The sequence below is a fragment of the Christiangramia aestuarii genome (assembly GCF_009735585.1).
In the GTDB taxonomy this organism is placed as follows: Bacteria; Bacteroidota; Bacteroidia; order Flavobacteriales; family Flavobacteriaceae; genus Christiangramia; species Christiangramia aestuarii.
In genome coordinates this window covers 827114-845547 of record NZ_VJVW01000001.1, presented here as the reverse complement: position 1 = coordinate 845547, position 18434 = coordinate 827114, and the positions used below count along the sequence as shown (strand labels likewise).

At 41.7% G+C, this 18434-nt stretch carries 14 protein-coding genes; 9 read left to right on the top strand and 5 right to left on the bottom strand.

Annotation, left to right across the window (positions count from 1 at the left end):
* Positions 1-36 precede the first annotated feature (36 nt).
* The 3 genes from FLP08_RS03855 to FLP08_RS03845 are packed head-to-tail and all read right to left on the bottom strand — an operon-like array spanning position 37 to position 6817.
* Positions 37-1710: an OmpA family protein gene (locus FLP08_RS03855; protein WP_238388434.1), complete on the bottom strand. Its 1674-nt coding sequence runs from the start codon at positions 1708-1710 to the stop codon at positions 37-39.
* Positions 1711-1722: 12 nt separating this feature from the next.
* The gene (locus tag FLP08_RS03850) at positions 1723-2655 is read right to left on the bottom strand and encodes a PorP/SprF family type IX secretion system membrane protein (RefSeq protein WP_156274195.1); all 933 of its coding nucleotides are present in this window, start codon (positions 2653-2655) and stop codon (positions 1723-1725) included.
* A 22-nt stretch (positions 2656-2677) separates the two neighbouring features.
* On the bottom strand, positions 2678-6817 hold the full coding sequence (locus FLP08_RS03845) for a T9SS type B sorting domain-containing protein (protein WP_162430898.1): 4140 nt from the start codon (positions 6815-6817) through the stop codon (positions 2678-2680).
* A 313-nt stretch (positions 6818-7130) separates the two neighbouring features.
* Between FLP08_RS03845 and FLP08_RS03840 the strand changes: the two genes are divergently transcribed.
* Genes FLP08_RS03840 through FLP08_RS03805 form a run of 8 tightly spaced genes read left to right on the top strand, consistent with a single transcriptional unit; the run spans position 7131 to position 14906 of the window.
* The gene (locus FLP08_RS03840) at positions 7131-7952 is read left to right on the top strand and encodes a tetratricopeptide repeat protein (RefSeq protein WP_156274191.1); all 822 of its coding nucleotides are present in this window, start codon (positions 7131-7133) and stop codon (positions 7950-7952) included.
* A 48-nt stretch (positions 7953-8000) separates the two neighbouring features.
* Positions 8001-9353, top strand: coding sequence for a UDP-N-acetylmuramate--L-alanine ligase (locus FLP08_RS03835; RefSeq protein ID WP_156274189.1), 1353 nt, complete (start codon positions 8001-8003; stop codon positions 9351-9353).
* 60 nt (positions 9354-9413) lie between these two features.
* Positions 9414-10112 carry a RadC family protein gene (gene radC / locus FLP08_RS03830; RefSeq protein WP_156274187.1) on the top strand — a complete coding sequence of 233 codons (699 nt, stop codon included), beginning with the start codon at positions 9414-9416 and terminating at the stop codon, positions 10110-10112.
* A gap of 11 nt (positions 10113-10123) precedes the next feature.
* Positions 10124-11413, top strand: a complete 1290-nt coding sequence (locus FLP08_RS03825) for a polysaccharide deacetylase family protein (protein ID WP_156274185.1) — start codon at positions 10124-10126, stop codon at positions 11411-11413.
* Complete coding sequence (locus tag FLP08_RS03820) at positions 11400-12089, top strand: YjjG family noncanonical pyrimidine nucleotidase (protein ID WP_156274183.1); 690 nt, start codon at positions 11400-11402, stop codon at positions 12087-12089. The genes FLP08_RS03825 and FLP08_RS03820 overlap by 14 nt, the downstream gene beginning before the upstream one ends.
* 42 nt (positions 12090-12131) lie before the next feature.
* Positions 12132-12683 carry a hypothetical protein gene (locus FLP08_RS03815; RefSeq protein ID WP_156274181.1) on the top strand — a complete coding sequence of 184 codons (552 nt, stop codon included), beginning with the start codon at positions 12132-12134 and terminating at the stop codon, positions 12681-12683.
* 1 nt (position 12684) lies between these two features.
* Positions 12685-14094 (top strand): DUF5723 family protein, encoded by a 1410-nt coding sequence (locus FLP08_RS03810; RefSeq protein ID WP_156274179.1) that lies wholly within the window; start codon positions 12685-12687, stop codon positions 14092-14094.
* A complete protein-coding gene (locus tag FLP08_RS03805; protein ID WP_156274177.1) occupies positions 14091-14906 on the top strand; it encodes a hypothetical protein in 816 nt (271 codons plus the stop codon). Before FLP08_RS03810 ends, FLP08_RS03805 begins: the two co-directional genes overlap by 4 nt.
* On the opposite strand, the gene FLP08_RS03800 is transcribed toward FLP08_RS03805, so the two are convergent.
* Positions 14903-16177, bottom strand: a complete 1275-nt coding sequence (locus tag FLP08_RS03800; protein WP_156274175.1) for a replication-associated recombination protein A — start codon at positions 16175-16177, stop codon at positions 14903-14905. The genes FLP08_RS03805 and FLP08_RS03800 overlap by 4 nt on opposite strands.
* A 79-nt stretch (positions 16178-16256) precedes the next feature.
* On the opposite strand from FLP08_RS03800, the gene FLP08_RS03795 reads away from it, so the two are divergent.
* Positions 16257-16997: a rhomboid family intramembrane serine protease gene (locus tag FLP08_RS03795; protein WP_156274173.1), complete on the top strand. Its 741-nt coding sequence runs from the start codon at positions 16257-16259 to the stop codon at positions 16995-16997.
* Between the two features lie 60 nt (positions 16998-17057).
* Here FLP08_RS03795 and FLP08_RS03790 read toward each other — a convergent pair whose 3' ends face one another.
* Positions 17058-18431 (bottom strand): SusD/RagB family nutrient-binding outer membrane lipoprotein, encoded by a 1374-nt coding sequence (locus FLP08_RS03790; RefSeq protein ID WP_156274171.1) that lies wholly within the window; start codon positions 18429-18431, stop codon positions 17058-17060.
* Positions 18432-18434 lie beyond the last annotated feature (3 nt).

The following is an 18434-nucleotide window of genomic DNA, read 5'->3' as shown; positions in this document are numbered from 1 at the left end:
TCTTTGATTGGTTAGTTAGTTTCAGATAAAGAGAACCTAGTTCTCTTCCTGATCTTCCATATCCTCGTCCATTTCAGTTTTGTTCATAGATCCTTTGTTATTAGATACTACGAATACACTTCTACGGTTCTTAGCATATTGCTCCTCAGTACACATGTTAGGTTCTGTACAGTCGTTAACAGGTCTGTTTTCACCATAACCTTCAGAAGTAAGTCTTACCTTGTCGATACCTTTAGATACAAGGTAATCTACAGTAGAAGCCGCTCTTCTTTTAGAAAGGTCCATGTTATACTTGTCTGTTCCTCTAGCATCTGCATGAGACTCCACCTTCACTTTAATGTTAGGATAGTCGTTCATGTAAGTTACTACAGAGTCAAGAACTGGTTTTGATTCTGGCTTTATGGTCGCCTTATCAAAGTCGAAGTAGATCTTGCTTCCATCGATAGGAATGATATCCTGACCACTGGTCTCATCAGTTACGGTTGGAGCTTCAATGATCTCGTTCTCCTCACGAGTGAACTGATAAAGGTTATCTGTACCTCTTCTGTTAGAAGCAAAGAATCCCATTTCTTCATTTTCCTTGATCACAAAAGCGAAATCATCATTTCCACTGTTGATAGAACCTCCAAGGTTTTCAACTTCTGAAAAATCACCTTCAGTTCTGAAAATATCAAGATTTCCAAATCCCTGGTGACCATCTGAAGTGAAATAAAGAACATCCTCATCACTGATGAAAGGGAATTGCTCTCTGTGAGCAGTGTTCACTGCTTGACCAAGATTCTGTGGAGTTCCAAAAGTACCGTCCTCATTCACATCTACCACGTAGATATCGAAAGAACCACTTCCTCCAGGCATATCACTTGAAAAGTAAAGTTTGCTTCCGTCTGCGCTAAGGCTTGGGTGTTCTACAGAATATTCTTCGCTGCTAAATGGTAGTTTTTCAACATTGGTCCATTCACCATCTACGTTCTCTGCACGGTAAAGACTGATGTGCGCAACACGAACATCGTTCTCGTTCTTTACACGGTCTTCGTTAGTCCTGTCGAAGAACATGTATTTCCCATCCTTGCTAAAAGTAGCAGAACTTTCGTGCTCATCTGTGTTGATCTTATCAGAGAAAAGAACGATGTCGCTCATTTCACCTTCGTCATTCATCTTTGCACTGTAAAGGTCAAGAGTTGGAAGTTTGTTCCATGGGTAAACCGGACGCTCCTGGTTTCTGGTAGAAGCGAAAGCAACACGGTCTCCGTAGAATCCAATTCCGAAGTCTGAAGAAGACTGGTTGTTCATCACCTGGTCATATTTGAACTTGTGAGGCACCATAGTGTCAAGTTGGCTCGCAAATTCTTCATGATCCCAGTTTTCACCGGTTAGTTCATTCATCAATTCATCAGCCTTAACATAGTTTCCGGCTGCCATTAATGTATGAGCATATCTAAACTGATACTCAGGTGCTACAGCTCCTTCGTGTCTTAGGAAAAGCAATTCATATACTTCAGCTGCATTCTGCATCTGGTTGGTATAGAAATATGAATCCCCCAGGTTTTGAAGAACCTCCTGAGATTTGTTATTCACGTTCTCGTAAGCATCTGCCGCATCAACATAAGCCGCCTGAGCAAAGAACTTGTTCCCGTCCCTGATATCAGACTTTTGTGCGAAAGCGGTAACGCTCACAACGATTAATAAAAGTGTACTATATATATTTTTCATGTTAGTCTGGTTTTAGAAGAATCTTGGTGATTTGTCATATCCTTTTTTAAGTCCGAAAAGGTCAAGATCGAATAATAACATGATCTCATGTGACCCATCGTTACTTAAGTCGTAAGTTGGATAGTCGTAAGCATATCCAATTCTTAAGCCTGGGGTTACTCTAAAGTTCACCAAACCGGTTATAGTTTCGTCGAATCTATAACCCAGACCTGCCTCAAGTCTATCATATAATAGAACGTTGGCATTAACGTCAACAGAAAGCGGGGCTCCCTTAACGCCTCTTACCATGGTAGAAGGCTTTAATTTAAAGTTCTCGCTTATGTCGAATACATAACCACCCGTGAAATAATAATGGATCTCTTCTGAACCACGGTCACGTAATAACTGGCTACTATCCAGGTGCTCTGCCGTTAAAAGGTTAGGAGCAGATATACCTAAATAATGATTGTCTCCAAACCAGAATGCTCCAACACCAAATACTGGAAATATCTCGCTGATGTTTTCCATGGTAGGATCATTAGGGTCGTTTACAGTTAAGCCAGATAGGTTGGCATCGAAAGTGGTTAAACCAGCCTTGGCACCAAACGAAAGTTTGGTGTTCTCACCTGTAGGGATCACATAAGCGAAATCTGCAGTAATGTTATTCGTTTTCTCAACGTTACCAATTTCGTCGTGAACTACGGTTAGGCCTAATTCAACTCTTTCGCTGATAGGGGTGTGAGCGAACAGGTTGAGGGTGCGAGGTGCACCGTCAACGTCTGTCCATTGCATTCTATAAATACCTCCGAAATTCAACATTCCGGGATCGTCTGTCGCATAAGCAGGATTCATCACACTCATGTTGTACATGTACTGAGTGAATAATGGATCTTGTTGGGCCATACCTTTAATAGAGAAAAGGATAATGCCTGCGAATAATAAATATTTTGTGATTATTTTTTTCATTTCGTTCTCTTGTTTATCCTAATTATCTACTTAAGTATACTGTTCCTCTCACAGGCTCTGTGCTACCGTCATTGTAATCCAGGTAGTAGAAGTAAGCTCCTACTGGAAGAGTTCCGCTTCCGAAAGAACTTTCTGAGCTCAATCCATCCCAGTCTGGAGTGTTGGCATTTCCTTGGTATACCTTGTCTCCGAATCTGTTACGGATCTTCAGGGTGAAATTAGGATATTTGTCTCTGATGTTTCTTATCTCAAATGTGTCGTTAAGGCCATCACCGTTTGGTGAGAAAGCCTCAGGAATAATAAGAGGACAGTCATCATCAATAGAAACAGTCACTGCTAATCTAACCGAGCTTTCGCATCCTGTGCTGGCGTTGGTAGAAGTTGCGTAATAAACTGTTCCGTCTTGAAGAGGAGTACCATCTGTAAGAATGTTGCCACCTTCAGCAGCATCATACCACGTAATAGCGCCAGTTCCATTTACTTCTTCGGTTAAATCTGCGATAATAGCATCATCAAACTCACAGAATTCCTGAGTTGTGTTAGAAATTGTTGGAGTTTCTACATCATCTACAGTTACTGTGATTTCAGCTGCTGCAGATTCACAAGCCCCATCGTCGTTTCTTTGAGTTGCATAGTATGTACCAGTTTCCAATACATCTTCAGCAGCTACCATCATGGTTAGTTCTGCATCTGTATAGAAAGTAAGGTTGGTTCCTGTTGCGGAAAGGTCAGCAACAGTTGCACCATCATTAGCACAGAAGGTAAAAGGATTTCCTTCTACGGTTGGAGCTCCAGGAGCTTCTTCAACTGTAATGGTGAAAGTAGCGGTATCATCTCCACAGTCATTAATTGCTGGTACTGTGTAGATAACTTCATATTCTCCGGCTTCTAATTCTGAAGGATCCATCATTCCGTCGGCGATAACTTCATCATCCAGAGTGAATTCCCCGGTAGTGTCGGCATCTGCAGAAAGAGATAGGAATAGATCCTGAACTCCGGCATCCATACAAACATTTAAGTCCATGTCCATACCTGCGAAAGCAGATTCTGTAACTGTGATGGTAAATGTTTCAGAAGCTTCCCCTTCAGTACATGGAGAATCATCGGTAAGGCTATAAGTAATGTCAAAAGTACCTGCACCTTCCATTCCTGGGCTGAAGATTCCGTCTTCGTATCCTTCAAATGTTCCGTTTGGATTTGCATCTTCAGGTAAGAAAGAGAATAGATCTACATCTTCCGCGTTTCTACAAATTGGAGCTGGATCTTCGATATCTCCTATTTCGGCTGGAATTCCATCGTATACATTGATGGTTAGATCAACGCTGTCTGAACATCCGCCATTGGTAACTGTGTAAGTAGTAGTAAATACGTCTTGTTCAGGATTAGCATTGTAGTCATTTATTACCTGTTGAATTGTAGGTTCGAAAGTTCCGTTTCGTGAAACTCCATCACTCAATAAATTTAAGTAGTATCTTCTTACAGATGCATTGTTAGGGAATAATTCGCCAATTAGATCTCTACACACATCTCCACTGTTAGGATCTCCTGCTTCGATAGATTCGTCGACGAAGATTGTGAATGTTTCATCATCTGAAGTTCCTTCTCTAACACAGTCCACAGAATCATCTACGGTATAAGTTATTTCATAACCTGCTTCGTTAGTTCCAATTGAAGGATCAAACATATTATCTGTAACCCCTGGACCATCGAAGGTTCCTCCGGCAATAGAATCACTTCCTAGGAACATAGCTAGGTCTACCATGTCATCAGATTCACAAACTCTTTGGTCACCGATAGTTCCGGCTTCGGCATCAACAAGATTGTTAATAGTGATCGAGATATTAATTACACCATCTTCACATACAGATGTTGTTGATTCGTCGATATAACTAAAGTCAAAAGTTTCGGAATCTGAAGTTGGGTTGGCAACATAAGCTAGTAGAGCCTGGCCTTCGGCAAGGTCTGCAGCATCAAATCCAGCTGGGTTAACTGTGTCAACTCCGGCTTCGCTAAGAATATCATTCAAAAACACCTGTAAAGCTGCGTTGTCATCAATTAGAGTTTGAGCTTCAGATACACATAGGCTTCTGCCTACGTTCGTTGAAATTGGCGCATCTTCTACGGTAATTTCAAATGTAGTTTCATCCTCTCCCGTAGTACACGGCGTTGAATCATCAACACGATAAGTGATAGTATAAGTTCCGGCTTCAACAGATGATGGGTCAAATTCGTTATCGGTAACTCCTTCTCCACTAAATGTTCCGCCTATAGTAGCATCTGGATCATTGTTAGTAAGAGCGTCAAGGTCTATAGGACCTTCATCGCTACAAACATTAGGTAAGTTGTCAAAATCACCTGCATTTGCTGGGCCTTCTTCAACAACGCGAATTGTAAGGTCTGTAGAATCCTGACAGTCATCTTCTCCAACGGTATATGTTACAGTGAAATCTCCAAGTCCATCAGAGTCATTGTTGTAAGCCGTTACTATTTGTCTTATAGTAGGATCAAAGGTTCCTGTTCTAGATACACCAGCATCTAATAAATTAAGGTAGAATTTTCTAACTTCATCAAAACTAGGGAAGGTTGAAGGAACATCAGATAGACATACTATTCCAAAGTTATCAGACCCTGCGTTAGGAGGGGTTGCACATGAAGTAACAGTTACACTTACGATAGCAGAATCACTTCCACAAGAATTTGTTACTGTATATTCAAAATCACCAGGTGTATCCGTAGCTGGATCAAAAGTTCCGTCTCCAGGACTCCATGTTCCTCCCATTTCAGGAGTACCGTTTAAATAGTTAAAAAGATTAACTGGAGCGTCAGTAGGACTTAAGGTTACAGAGCCGTTCTCTCCGGCAGCTGCAGATCCTACAGTTATTGTAAATGTAGTTGAATCTGTTCCAGTTGTACATGGAGCAGAATCCTCATCTACCTGGTAGGTAATAACATACTCGCCTTCGCCAGTTGATGGGTCAAAAGTATTATCTGTAACACCATCTCCTGTAAATGTTCCTCCTGGAGTTGCGTCCGGATCATTATTAGTCAAAGTAGTTAGGTCGATAGTGTCATCTGATGCACAAACTTCAGGAATGTCATCAAAACTACCAGCATTGGCGGGTGTTTCTTCTACGACACTGATAGTTAGGTCTACAGAATCTTCGCAACCTTCTGAACCAATGGTATAGGTGGTGGTGAAATCTCCCAATCCATCTTCATCGGCTTGATATTGAGAAACAACGGCGCCGATTGATGGTGAAAAAGTTCCGTTTCTGGCTACGCCTGTATCTAAAAGATCCAAATAAAAGTTTCTAACCGCATCTTCACTTGGGAAGGTAGTACTAACATCAGGGAAACATACTGTTCCTGTATTATCTTCTCCTGCATCTGGTCCTTCAGTTAAAGTTACCGTAACCGCTGTTCTGTCCTGACTCTCACAAGGAGGTAAAGAAGAATTGGTTCTGTTTACAATTCTAGAGGCATAATATGTTTGACCATCAACAAGTGGTGTTGAAGGATCAAGTGCCGGGTTTGAAGTGGCAGTACTATACCATCTGTTAATCCCTTCTGCTTCAAGATCAGATACTGTTCCTTCTTCGCAAATTTCCTGGGCTGGTTCGGCTGCAGGAGCAGTTGCCAGAATCGGATCGTATCGAATGGCTATTCTCGATGAATAATCACAGGAAGTCGATAGGTCATCACGGCCTACAAAATAGCTGTCTCCTTCAACAAGAACAAAGTCATCTGTTAATTCGGTAGATCCGAATTCGTTGTTCTCGTCAAAAACGTTTATTTCGTATCCTGGGTTCGCAGGTCCAATTAGAGCTTTTAAGTCTCCAACGGTTGTCACATCTGATGTGCTGTATTCACAAGGCTCATAGAAGTTTCCGAATGGGGAAGTTGGCGTACCTGGATCATCAACAGTTACAACAACTTCTTCTCTGGAAGCACAATCACCAGAATTGTTTCCAGCAAAGTAAGAGCCATTTTGAAGAATTTCATCATTAGGAATCGGAGTAGCGGAAGTGGCAGTTCTGTACCATCTTAATCCATCTCCGTTAGGATTCGCTTGTAGGTCTGAGACTCTGGACAGATAGCAGAAATTCTGCGTTTCGTCCCCTGAGTCTAATGTGGGGCAATTTTGGGCGTAAGATGCCGACAAATTGCCAACAAATAAAATAAAGGCGAAAAGGAACCAATTAATTCCCTTCCTCCCAAAAGTAAAATTTTGCATAGGCTAGGTGTTAAATTCAAAAAATTAGTATTCGGTTAAAACTGATTAAAAGTTGCACAAATATTAAAATAATTTCTAATATGCGGAGTTAATTTAAGATTCATCTTAACATTTTACTCCTTGGGGCCTTAAATTTGCTGATTAGTAGCATTTTGGGCGATCTAAATTTATAAAAAATATAATTATGTTAACAAAATTCTGGTGGTTTATGGTTGTTTTTTGCCTTTTGGCAGTCAAATCTATGGCACAAGAATCCTTTATTGATGGTGAAAAGCTCCTCAAAAGTGGGGAAATTGTGGAGGCTAAAAAAGTTTTCCTTAATTATGAACAAAAACCTGAAGCGAAGGAATATTTAGGAGACATTGCCAGTTTTAATAAAGAATGGGACGTCGCCATAGGCTATTATGAAGACCTGGTAGAACAGTTTCCAGAGAATGCCATGTACAATTTTAAATTAGGAGGAGCCATGGGAATGAAAGCCTACTATGGATCTAAATTCCAGGCCGCTATCCTGTTGCCAGATATCAAGAAATACTTAAGGAAAGCTGCAGAGCTGGACCCGAAACATACTGAAACAAGGCGAGCGCTGGTAGAGCTTTATATGCAGATACCCGGGTTTATCGGGGGGAGTAAAACCATTGCTGAAAGTTATGCCTCAGATCTTGATAGAATAAACCAATTAGATGCGCTCTTAGCTGACGCTTACATATACAAAATTCAGGAGTATCGGGACCTTGCAAAAAATAAATATGAGGAGGCCATCCGGTTGGCCGTTCGCAAGCCAGATTTGGTAACCAGGAACTATTTAAAATATGAGTTAGGGGAGGCTTCGGCTATTTTCGAAATTCAGCTCGCGGCAGGAAAAGGTTTTTTGAAGGAATATATCGCTGATTATGGCTACCAGGATCTGAAATCACCGGCCTGGGCCTATCTTAGATTAGCTCAGATTGAACGAATTCAGAATAACCGGCAGGCGGCTTTAAGCCTTATAGAGAAATCCCTGGCTATAAATCCTGAATTTGATAAGGCACTGATCGAAAAACAGAAGATTCAAAGGCTTTAAGCTTCAAATTCCGCCTTTCAAACTCTTATATTTGCACAAAATTATTCTATGAAGATTCATTTTATTGCGATAGGCGGTAGTGCTATGCATAGCCTGGCTATTGCCCTAGCGAAAAAAGGATATGAAATTTCTGGTAGCGATGATGCTATTTTTGAACCCTCAAAGTCCAGACTGGCTGAATATGGAATTCTTCCTTCAGAGACCGGTTGGTTTGAAAACAATATTACCTCAGATCTTGATGCCGTAATCTTAGGAATGCATGCCAGGCCCGATAATCCTGAGCTTGCGAAAGCTAAGGAGCTTGGTTTAAAGATCTATTCTTATCCAGAATTTCTTTTTGAGCAGTCTAAGAATAAGACCAGGGTCGTTATTGGTGGATCCCACGGAAAGACCAGTATTACCTCGATGATTCTTCATGTAATGAAGTACCATGATAAGGAAGTGGATTATATGGTAGGTGCAGCGGTTAGCGGTTTGGATAACCCGGTTCATCTAACAGAGGAAAATGACTTTATAGTGATTGAAGGAGATGAATATCTTTCCTCGCCCATAGACAGAAGACCAAAATTTCATTTGTATCAACCTAATATAGCTTTATTGAGTGGCATCGCCTGGGATCACATCAATGTGTTTCCCACCTATGAGAATTATGTGGAGCAATTCAAAATCTTCATAGATTCTATCGTGAATGGTGGAATTCTTGTATATAATGAAGAAGATGAGGAGGTGAAAAAACTTGCCGAAGCCACTGAAAACCCCATTCGAAAGCATCCTTATCAAACTCCCGATTATCATACTGAAGGAGATATGACCATTCTGGGTGTGCCTGAGGGAGAATTGCCGCTAGAGATCTTCGGAAAGCATAATCTTAACAACCTCGTCGGAGCAAAATGGATCTGTCAGCATATGGGAATAGATGAAGATGATTTTTATGAGGCCATCGCTACTTTTAAAGGAGCTTCTAAAAGACTCGAAAAAATTGCTGAAAATAATTCTTCGGTAATTTTCAAGGATTTCGCGCACAGTCCATCCAAGGTGAGAGCGACAACTTCAGCTGTGAAAGAGCAGTATTCAGATAAAAAAGTAGTTGCTTGTCTTGAACTGCATACCTACAGTAGTTTGAATGCTGATTTTCTTAAAGAATATAAGTACAGCCTTGACGAGGCAGATGAAGCACTGGTGTTTTATTCTCCGGAAGCGGTAGCGAATAAAAAGCTCGAAAAAGTGAGTGAGGAGCAGATCAAAGAGGCATTTCAAAAAAATGGCCTTCAGGTTTTTGTAACTCCGGAAGATTTTAAAAAGGCGCTTCACGAGCTTGAGCTGGAAAATTCAGTTCTACTCATGATGAGCAGTGGGAATTATGGCGGCCTGGATATGGCAGAAGTAAAGTCCCTTGTTTAAAATACTGAATTTCAGTTTATATAGACCTTGTTTTATTTGATTGTTTATCTTTAGCTTAAGATGAGCAACGAACAAACCAATCTCAGTATCAAAAAATGGGCAGAGGACGACCGGCCACGGGAAAAGCTGCTTCAGAAAGGTAGGCTAAGCCTTAGTGATTCAGAACTTATTGCTATCCTGCTAGGCTCTGGAAGTAAGAACGAAAGCGCTGTGGAGCTCGCCAAGAAGATCCTGTCTTCCAGCCGTAATAACCTGAACGAACTGGGAAAGCTTTCCATTGGGCAGTTGTGTCAATTTAAAGGGATTGGTCCGGCTAAGGCAGTAACTATTGCTGCAGCTCTGGAGCTGGGTAGGCGACGCCGACTGGAAGAAGCCCTGAAGCAAAAAAAGATCACGTCCAGCCATGCTGTCTATGAAATAATGCACCCTGTTATTGGAGAGTTGGGACACGAAGAGTTCTGGATACTTTACCTGAATAATAGTAATAAAGTGATCGAGCAGTTCCAGGTGAGCAAGGGCGGCATTACGGGAACTCTTGTAGATATAAGGATTACCCTGAAAAAAGCCCTCGAGCTCGGTGCAGTTTCTATAATCCTTGTTCATAATCATCCCTCTGGAAGTCTTACCGCAAGTGAGGCAGATAAACAACTGACTAAAAAACTTAAAACTGCTGCGGAAAGTCTCGATATCAAAGTGCTTGACCATATTATTGTAACTGAAAAATCATACCTTAGCTTTGCCGATGAAGGTATGCTCTAAGCCCGCATTGAATGTTATTGATTTATACCCAAAAAGTCACCCCGAGGATAATCTATGTTTTCAAGCATATTTGTACTCACATTCTGGGGATCCCTATTAAATTCACTTCAAAGATCGAGGAGTTCATAGCCCACGACGGGGCTAAACTTTCCTATGGAAAACAGGCTTTGGGAAACGAATTCTTTATACAGAATGCAGACCTTTTACTGGAACAGGGATTTTCAGATTTTGAAATTAAGGTTCAGCCATGGGATGATACCCTGTGTTTCTTCCCATTGCCTGAAGCCAGTGATCTGCCCTTCGATATATTCGCAGCATCATTTTACCTGCTTACCCGTTACGAAGAATACCTGCCGCATGTAAAGGATGAAGCAGGTAGGTTTCCAGCTTCCGAAAGCCTGGCCCATCAGGAAAGTTTTCTGCATAAACCGGTAGTGGATATCTGGGCGATCAAATTCAGGGATATTCTTCTGGAACGTTTTCCTAAGCTGGAGACCAAAAAGCGGAAGTATAAGACCGGGACCATTATAGCTTCAGAACATACCTTCATCTTTAAGAACAAGGGTTTTCTGAGGAGCTTTATTGGTCTTTTCTTTGACCTTTTCAAGCTGAATATTGGCCGGGTGATAGACCGTTTGCAGGTGTGGATAAGGATAAAGGACGATCCGCATGATATTTTTCAGGACCTTATTGAAATAATCAAAAAAGATAAGGTCTACATGCTTTTCATGTTTCAGCTAAGCGACTTTTCAATTCATGATAGGAATATCAGTCATAACCGGATACCACATCGTGCGGTTATAAAATCTGTGGCAGATTACGCAAAGGTTGGGCTGTTAATGGGCTACTATGCCATGGAGGAGATACGCAGCCTCCGGAAGGAAAAATTAAGGCTGGAAGAGATCATTCACAGCCCGGTGGAAAATGTGATGAATTCTAAATTCAACCTCAAACTACCAGATCATTACAGCAATCTTACCGAACTGGAGATAAATAACGACCATTCCATGGGCTATCCTGAGGTTATGGGCTTCCGGGCGGGAACTTGCACTCCATATCTTTTCTATGATATCAATATGGAAATAACCACTCCCTTGAGGATACATCCCTATGCTTTTAATTCCACGGTGGCTGAGAATATTTCAAAAAATAAGCTGCAGGAGGATCTGTCCAGGATGCTGGCAGAGGTCAAGGCGGTGAATGGCATGTTTCGGGCAGTTTTTACCAACCAGGATTTTTCCAATTATGGTGACCAGGATTATTATTATAAGCTTTTAAAACAGATCCATGAAATTGAATAATATTGAAAACGTATTTTTTGATCTCGATCATACCCTTTGGGATTTCGATAAGAACTCTGAACTTGCTTTCAGGGAGATTTTCGAGAAACAGCGGCTGGAACTTGATATTAATGACTTTCTGGAAGTCTATAAGCCAATAAATTTCAAATACTGGGAACTTTACCGCAATAATTCGGTAAGCAAGGAATCCCTGAGGTATGGAAGGTTAAAGGATAGCTTTGATTCCTTGAAATTTGAAACCCAGGACTCGACCATTCAAACGATCGCCGATGATTATATTGAATATCTTCCCAAGAACAATCATCTGTTGGAAGGAACTATGGAGCTGCTGGATAAACTGCGTGAAAAATACAGGCTTCATATTATAACCAACGGTTTTGAAGAAGTTCAGCATAAAAAAATGCAGGGCTCGGGGATCCATGATTTTTTTGAAACAATCACCACTTCAGAAGAGGCCGGGGTGAAAAAACCCCATCCGCAGATCTTTGAGGTCGCTATCCAGAAGAGCGGAGCGAATATCTCAAGGTCTGTGATGATAGGGGACAACCTGGAAGCTGATATTATCGGTGCACATAAATTTGGCCTGCAGGTGATCTACCTTAATCCCGAAGCTACAGAGTTTCGAGGACAATATCCTCAGGTTCAAAAGTTAAATGAACTACTAAATTATTTATAATACCTGATATTAGGTATTTTAGCGCACAAATCCCCAACAATTTTGCCCCAAACAGGATCTATCATAAAATTTTTTCTGGTAGCTGTCTTCAGCCTGCTTATGTCCTCCTGTTTTAAAGATGTCGATTTTGGGCAAGCCCAGGAAATTAGCCTGGAACCAGACCTGCAGGTAGACCTTTTGTACTTCCAGTTGGATGAAACCGATTTTCTGGATTCAGAATCTTCTCAATATACTCCCATAATTCGCGATACGGTTAGGCTGGAATTCCTGGATGATGATTATATACAGGACGGCTTGATGTATGCTGCCTTGCGTTTTAGACATGAGAATAGATTTCCTTATGATATTAATAGCAGGATACGCTTTCTTGGAGAGAATGGAGGTCGACAATTCCAGGTGAATTATCTAATCCCACAAGGTTCTTCGGCTGCTTCTTCCGTTATCGATACTACCAGGATCTTGGAAGGAAATGAAATAAATAAGTTGCGGAGGTCTATTAAAATGGTTGTAGAATTAGAAGTGGTGGATGGTGCTGGTGATCTACAGGGTGAACTTGATTTCCAATCCAAAGGTCTTTTCAAGTTTGAATTTTAATATGCGGAAGATATTCTTACTTGTGTTGCTAATTTCTTTCTTCAAGGGGTTGAGCCAGAACAGACCATTGCTATATAATGTTGATGATCTGCCGCAGGCACTTCTTCAAAACCCAGGCGCACGAATAGATTTCACCAGACATATAGGTGTTCCTTTCTTTTCCCAGATTCATCTTTTCGCAGGTTCTTCAGGGGTTACGGCCTACGATGTTTTTGCAGATAACGATGGAGATGTGAACGACCGGGTGCGGAATATCATGAGAGATATCACTTCAGGAGATTTCTTTTCGGTGAACGAACAGCTCGAAGTATTGTCACTGGGGTGGAAGATGAGTGACAGGCTCTACTTTTCCACAGGCATCTATCAGGAACTGGATATTTTCGCCTATTTCCCGAAAGACCCGGCGGTACTGGCTTTCGAAGGAAATGCAAGTTATATAGGTCAGGATTTTAGATTTTCAGATGTTAATTTCGCCGGTGAGGTGCTTACCGTATATCACGCCGGGCTCAATTACAAGGTTGATAACCAATTAACCGTAGGCGGTAGGTTCAAGCTTTATTCGGGTATTTTTAATGCCGAAAGTACCAGTAATGAAGGAGTTTTTAGGACGGTAGAGACGCCGGGAGGCCCCAATTTTTACCGTCACGAGGTCAGCGGTTTGAACGTTAGAGTAAATACTTCAGGCTACGCTTCTTTAAAGGAGGAGGAAGGCATGACCGTCGATAAAGCCGTGGCAGAATTATTAAGCCGGTCCTTCTTTGGGCAGAATGTAGGTCTGGGAGTTGATCTTGGTTTTAATTACCGGGTTACCGAACAGTTCTCGGTGAATGCTGCCATACAGGATTTAGGTTTGATGTTCCATCAAAAGGATGTTGAGAATTACAATTATTTTGGTTCTTTTCAAACCGACGGGCTTGAACCCTTATTTCCTGAATTAGATGAAAACGAGGCAACTATTCCGTATTGGGATGTTTTTGAGGAAAAACTGGATCAGAATCTTCAGGATGAAACCACTAATAATACTTATACGACCTGGAGACCTCTTAAATTCAATGCTTCCTTCCAGTTCGGGACTGGGAAATCCATTTTGCCCTGTGATTACCTTATTAGTAAAAAGCCTCGCTTTATGAATCTTTTCGGGATGATATTTTCAGGAGTGAACCGCCCAAAAGGGCCAACCTACGGAGTAACGGCTTATTATGATCGTAAAGTCACCGATAATTTCCGTTTTAGGGTGGCCTACGGCGCAGATGAGTATACCCTGACCAAATTCGGACTTATGATGTCTACACGCTTAAAGAATTTTAATTTCTATCTTGCAGCAAATGATATTATTGGCTATACGAATTTGGCCAAAGCTAATACAGCATCCCTGCAGCTGGGATTACAATTTATATTTAAAGACCTATGAGAAAACTTATAAGCGCAATTTTTCTGTTCGGAACAATTTTAATGACTTCTGCTCAGGAACTAAATGATTATAAATACATAATTATTCCTGAAACCTATGAATTTCTGGGAGAAGTGAACCAATACCAATTGAATGCCTTAACAAAATTTCTTTTTGAAAAGAATGGCTATAATACTTTGATGGTAGGGGAGAATAAACCCCAGGACCTTAACACAGATCCTTGCCTCGGCCTAAGGACCAAGCTCCTGAATAATTCCGGTTTATTCGTCACCAAACTCGTTATTCAATTGGAAGATTGCCAGGGAAATGTGGTCTTTACCTCGCAGGAAGGAAGAAGTCGCGAAAAGGATTTTAAGGCCAGTTACCAGGAGGCATTGCGTGATGCTTTTACTTCTATTGAAGAGATGGAATACCAGTATGATGCAAAGCAGCCGGGGACCGCAGCCAAAACTGGTGAAACAGCTTCGGTAAGGCTTGGAGTAACAGCTGCTCCTGCTGCTGAAACAAAACCAATCTCCAAGGATTCGATCGCTGAGGTCAAAGCTTCTGAAACTTCAGAAAATTCAACCTATAGCTTTTCTGGAAAAGAGTATGAGCTGAAGACAGCAGAACAGGGTTACGGTTTGTACCAGCTTGGGTCTGCAGAACCCATCGCGATCCTTATAGAAACAGATTCTGGAGATAACTTTATATATAATTCCCTTACCAACCAGGGAGTGGCTTATTTTGATGCTGAGAAGAACCTGATCGTGGAATACTTCAGCCGAAAAGAAAACAAGAAAATAAGCCTTACCTACAAACTGAATAATTAATAGTCATATTTGTTTTTCCAGCGTTTTCTCAGGAATTCTCGCTGGGCATTTTCCCGCTGGTTATTTCCCGGTTGATATAAAGTGGTGTTCTTTATTTCCTCAGGCATGAATTCTGCCTCTACAAAATTGCCGGCGTGGTTATGCGCATATTTATAGTCTTTTCCGTACCCAATATCTTTCATAAGTTTAGTTGGAGCATTTCTAATTGAAAGCGGCACCGAAAGATTCCCGGTTTTTTTCACCAGTCTTTGCGCTTCATTAATTGCCATATAAGAAGCATTGCTTTTTGGGGACGTGGCAAGGTAGGTCACGCACTGGCTTAGAATGATCCTGGCTTCGGGGTAACCAATGGTATTCACCGCCTGGAACGAATTATTGGCGATCACCAAAGCTGTTGGATTTGCGTTTCCAATATCTTCGCTTGCAAGAATGAGTAGTCTTCTGGCTATGAATTTTACATCCTCGCCTCCCTCGATCATCCTGGCCAGCCAGTAAACTGCTGCATTAGGATCACTGCCTCGTATAGATTTTATAAAGGCTGAAATGATATCATAATGCTGTTCTCCGGTCTTGTCGTAGAGTACGGTATTTTGCTGTACCTTGGAAAGTACGAGCTCATTGGTGATCTCAACATTCTTTTCTTCTGATGTTACCAGCAATTCAAAAATGTTCAGCAATTTCCTGGCATCCCCACCGCTTAAACGCAGTAAGGCTTCCGTTTCCTTTAATTTTACATTTTTGGCAGCGATCACTTTGTCCTGCTTCATCGCCCGGTGAAGTAATGCAATAAGATCATCCTTTGTGAATGGTTTCAGGATATAGACCTGACACCGGGAAAGCAATGCTGAAATAACCTCGAAACTCGGGTTTTCGGTAGTAGCGCCTATCAGGGTTACCCAGCCCTTTTCCACAGCTCCCAGTAATGAGTCTTGTTGTGATTTGCTGAATCTATGGATCTCGTCTATGAACAGGATCGGGCTTTTGGTAGTGAAAAGACCTTCACTCTTCTTGGCTTTGTCTATTACCTCGCGAACATCCTTGACTCCACTGCTTATAGCGCTGAGAGTGAAAAATGGTCGTTCAGATTCTGAGGCGATGATATTGGCGAGAGTGGTTTTACCAACTCCCGGTGGCCCCCAGAATATCATGGAGGGGATAATTCCTTGTTTGATCTGTTGCCTTAAGGCTCCATTTTCCCCAATTAAATGCGACTGACTAAGATAGTCATCGAGGGTTTTTGGGCGAAGTCTTTCGGCAAGCGGTTGATTCATAGCTATTTTTTATATGACATAATTACATCCAATATAGTTTGGATGCTTTTTTGTAATATTAATTAAAATTGAAGAAAATTTGAAAGCATCTAACCCTTTTGTTTTTACTAGCGGAACCATTGGTTACCCCTTGTTATTTGTGTTGCTTATCTGGATCGTATTCTGGGTAGAAGTGCGCTTTGGGGTAAGTCTTAATTCTTATGGGGTCAGGCCCGGCGAGGTCATCGGCCTGCGAGGGATACTGTTTTCACCTTTTATACATTCAGACATTGAACATTTATTTAATAACACCATTCCATTATTTATATTATCGCTGGCCCTGTTTTATTTTTACCGTCCAATAAGCTGGAAGGTCTTATTGATTGGCTTACTGGCCTCAGGACTGCTCACCTGGCTTATAGGGAGGCCCTCGAACCATATTGGAGCCAGCGGTATCATCTACGTTCTTGCTTCCTTTCTTTTCTTTAAAGGAATATTTTCCAAATACTACCGGCTGGTAGCTTTATCGCTTATAGTAGTTTTCATTTACGGCGGAATGGTTTGGTATGTTACCCCTATTGATCCCTCAATTTCCTGGGAGGGGCATTTATCTGGAATGATAAGCGGTTTTGCTCTTTCCCTGATCTTCCGAAGAAATATTGCTGAACCTCCAAAATATCACTGGCAACAACCAGATTATTCTGAAGAGGACGATCCTTTTATGAGACATTTTGATGAGAATGGAAATTTCATCGAGAAATTACCTGAGGATGAGGTGGAAGATGATCCTGAAGAACCTAATTATAATTATACCTATAAAGAAAATCCGAAAAAACAGTAGGGCCTATTTCAAATAAACAACCACCCTCCCCGGGTGGTTGTTTTCATTTAAAGCTAATTTTTAATTGGTTGGGAAGGCCCAAATGTCATCATCTAATAAATGCCCTCCTTGCGCTTGTATGGCTGCTTCATAATTCTCCAAATTGGCCTGGCGTTCAGAAATAGGATACAGGAATCTTCGTGGGATGATCCCTGAAGGATTAAAGCTTGGTACGGCATCTGGACTTGGTTCCAGATCTGGATAACCGGTTCGCCTGTAATCTACCCAAGCCTCTAAAGGAGCATTCCCATAGAGTGCTACCCATTTCTCGTAAATAATATCCTGGATCTTATTTTCTTCAGATCCTGATAGACTTATTCCGTCTACATAAGCTGAAACCTCCCCGGAATCTACTCCTATGTAACTCATATTTGCACGAACCGCTTCCTTAAGTGCTGCTAAGGCATCTGCATCAGATCCTCCTGTCCTCACCAGGGCCTCGGCTTCAATGAACTTGACCTCCCAGTAAGAGATCAATGGAGTGGGACTTTCAGGTTGCCCCCAGAAAAGGCCGGCTACCGCGGCGAATTTTTCACCGTCACTGGTATAGAAGCTTAATCTTGGGTCATTATTGGCATCCATATTATCAACAAGTACTTCTGAAATTCCTAAAGTGCTTGGCCTGTCATTATCAAACAGGTATAACGGATTGGCATTTTGCGCCGGGGTGCTATAGATAAAATCAGGCTGCTGGGCAGTACTGGTAAATGCCTGCTGAATTTCGGTTAGCGCATTCTGAGCGGCAGTGGTTCCGTTTCTTGAGGTAAGATGCAGGTAATATCTTGCCTTAAGTGCATGTGCCACGCCTTCCCAGTTCACGTTGCTGGCTGAGCCTGCACCTGCAAAGGCACCAATCCCCGAAGCTACCCCTTCATCTATGGCTTCAGATAATAAATTCTGGATTTCTCCGTAAATAGATTCCTGGGTGTCATAAGTTGGGTTTAGATTTCCCTGGTCGCCCACAAAGGCATCAGAATAAGGGATATCTCCCCAGGCACTCGTGGCCACTCCCAGGTTGGCAGCCATATACAATTTGGCCAGCGCGCTTATCTCTCCTTCATTGTTATTTATAATCACATATGCATCTTTCAAAGAACCGGCTCCGTAAAGCCCGAAATCCCAAAGGTCATCTGAATCACTTTCACCAATATTATATTGATCGTATTGAAGCTGCTGGGCATCCAGGCCGTCAAAATGCTGAATAAGGATTCCGGCAATTCTTCCCCCGAGTGCAACGGAATTCCTGTGTGTTTGGGCGATCATACCGGGGTAAATCGCACCTGCATTTACCAAATCGCCTGATGGGTTATCTGGATCGATATTCGCATCTGTGATTTCGCAAGAAACAGAAATACCGATTAGTAATATCCAGATTAATATTTTTATAGTTTTCATATC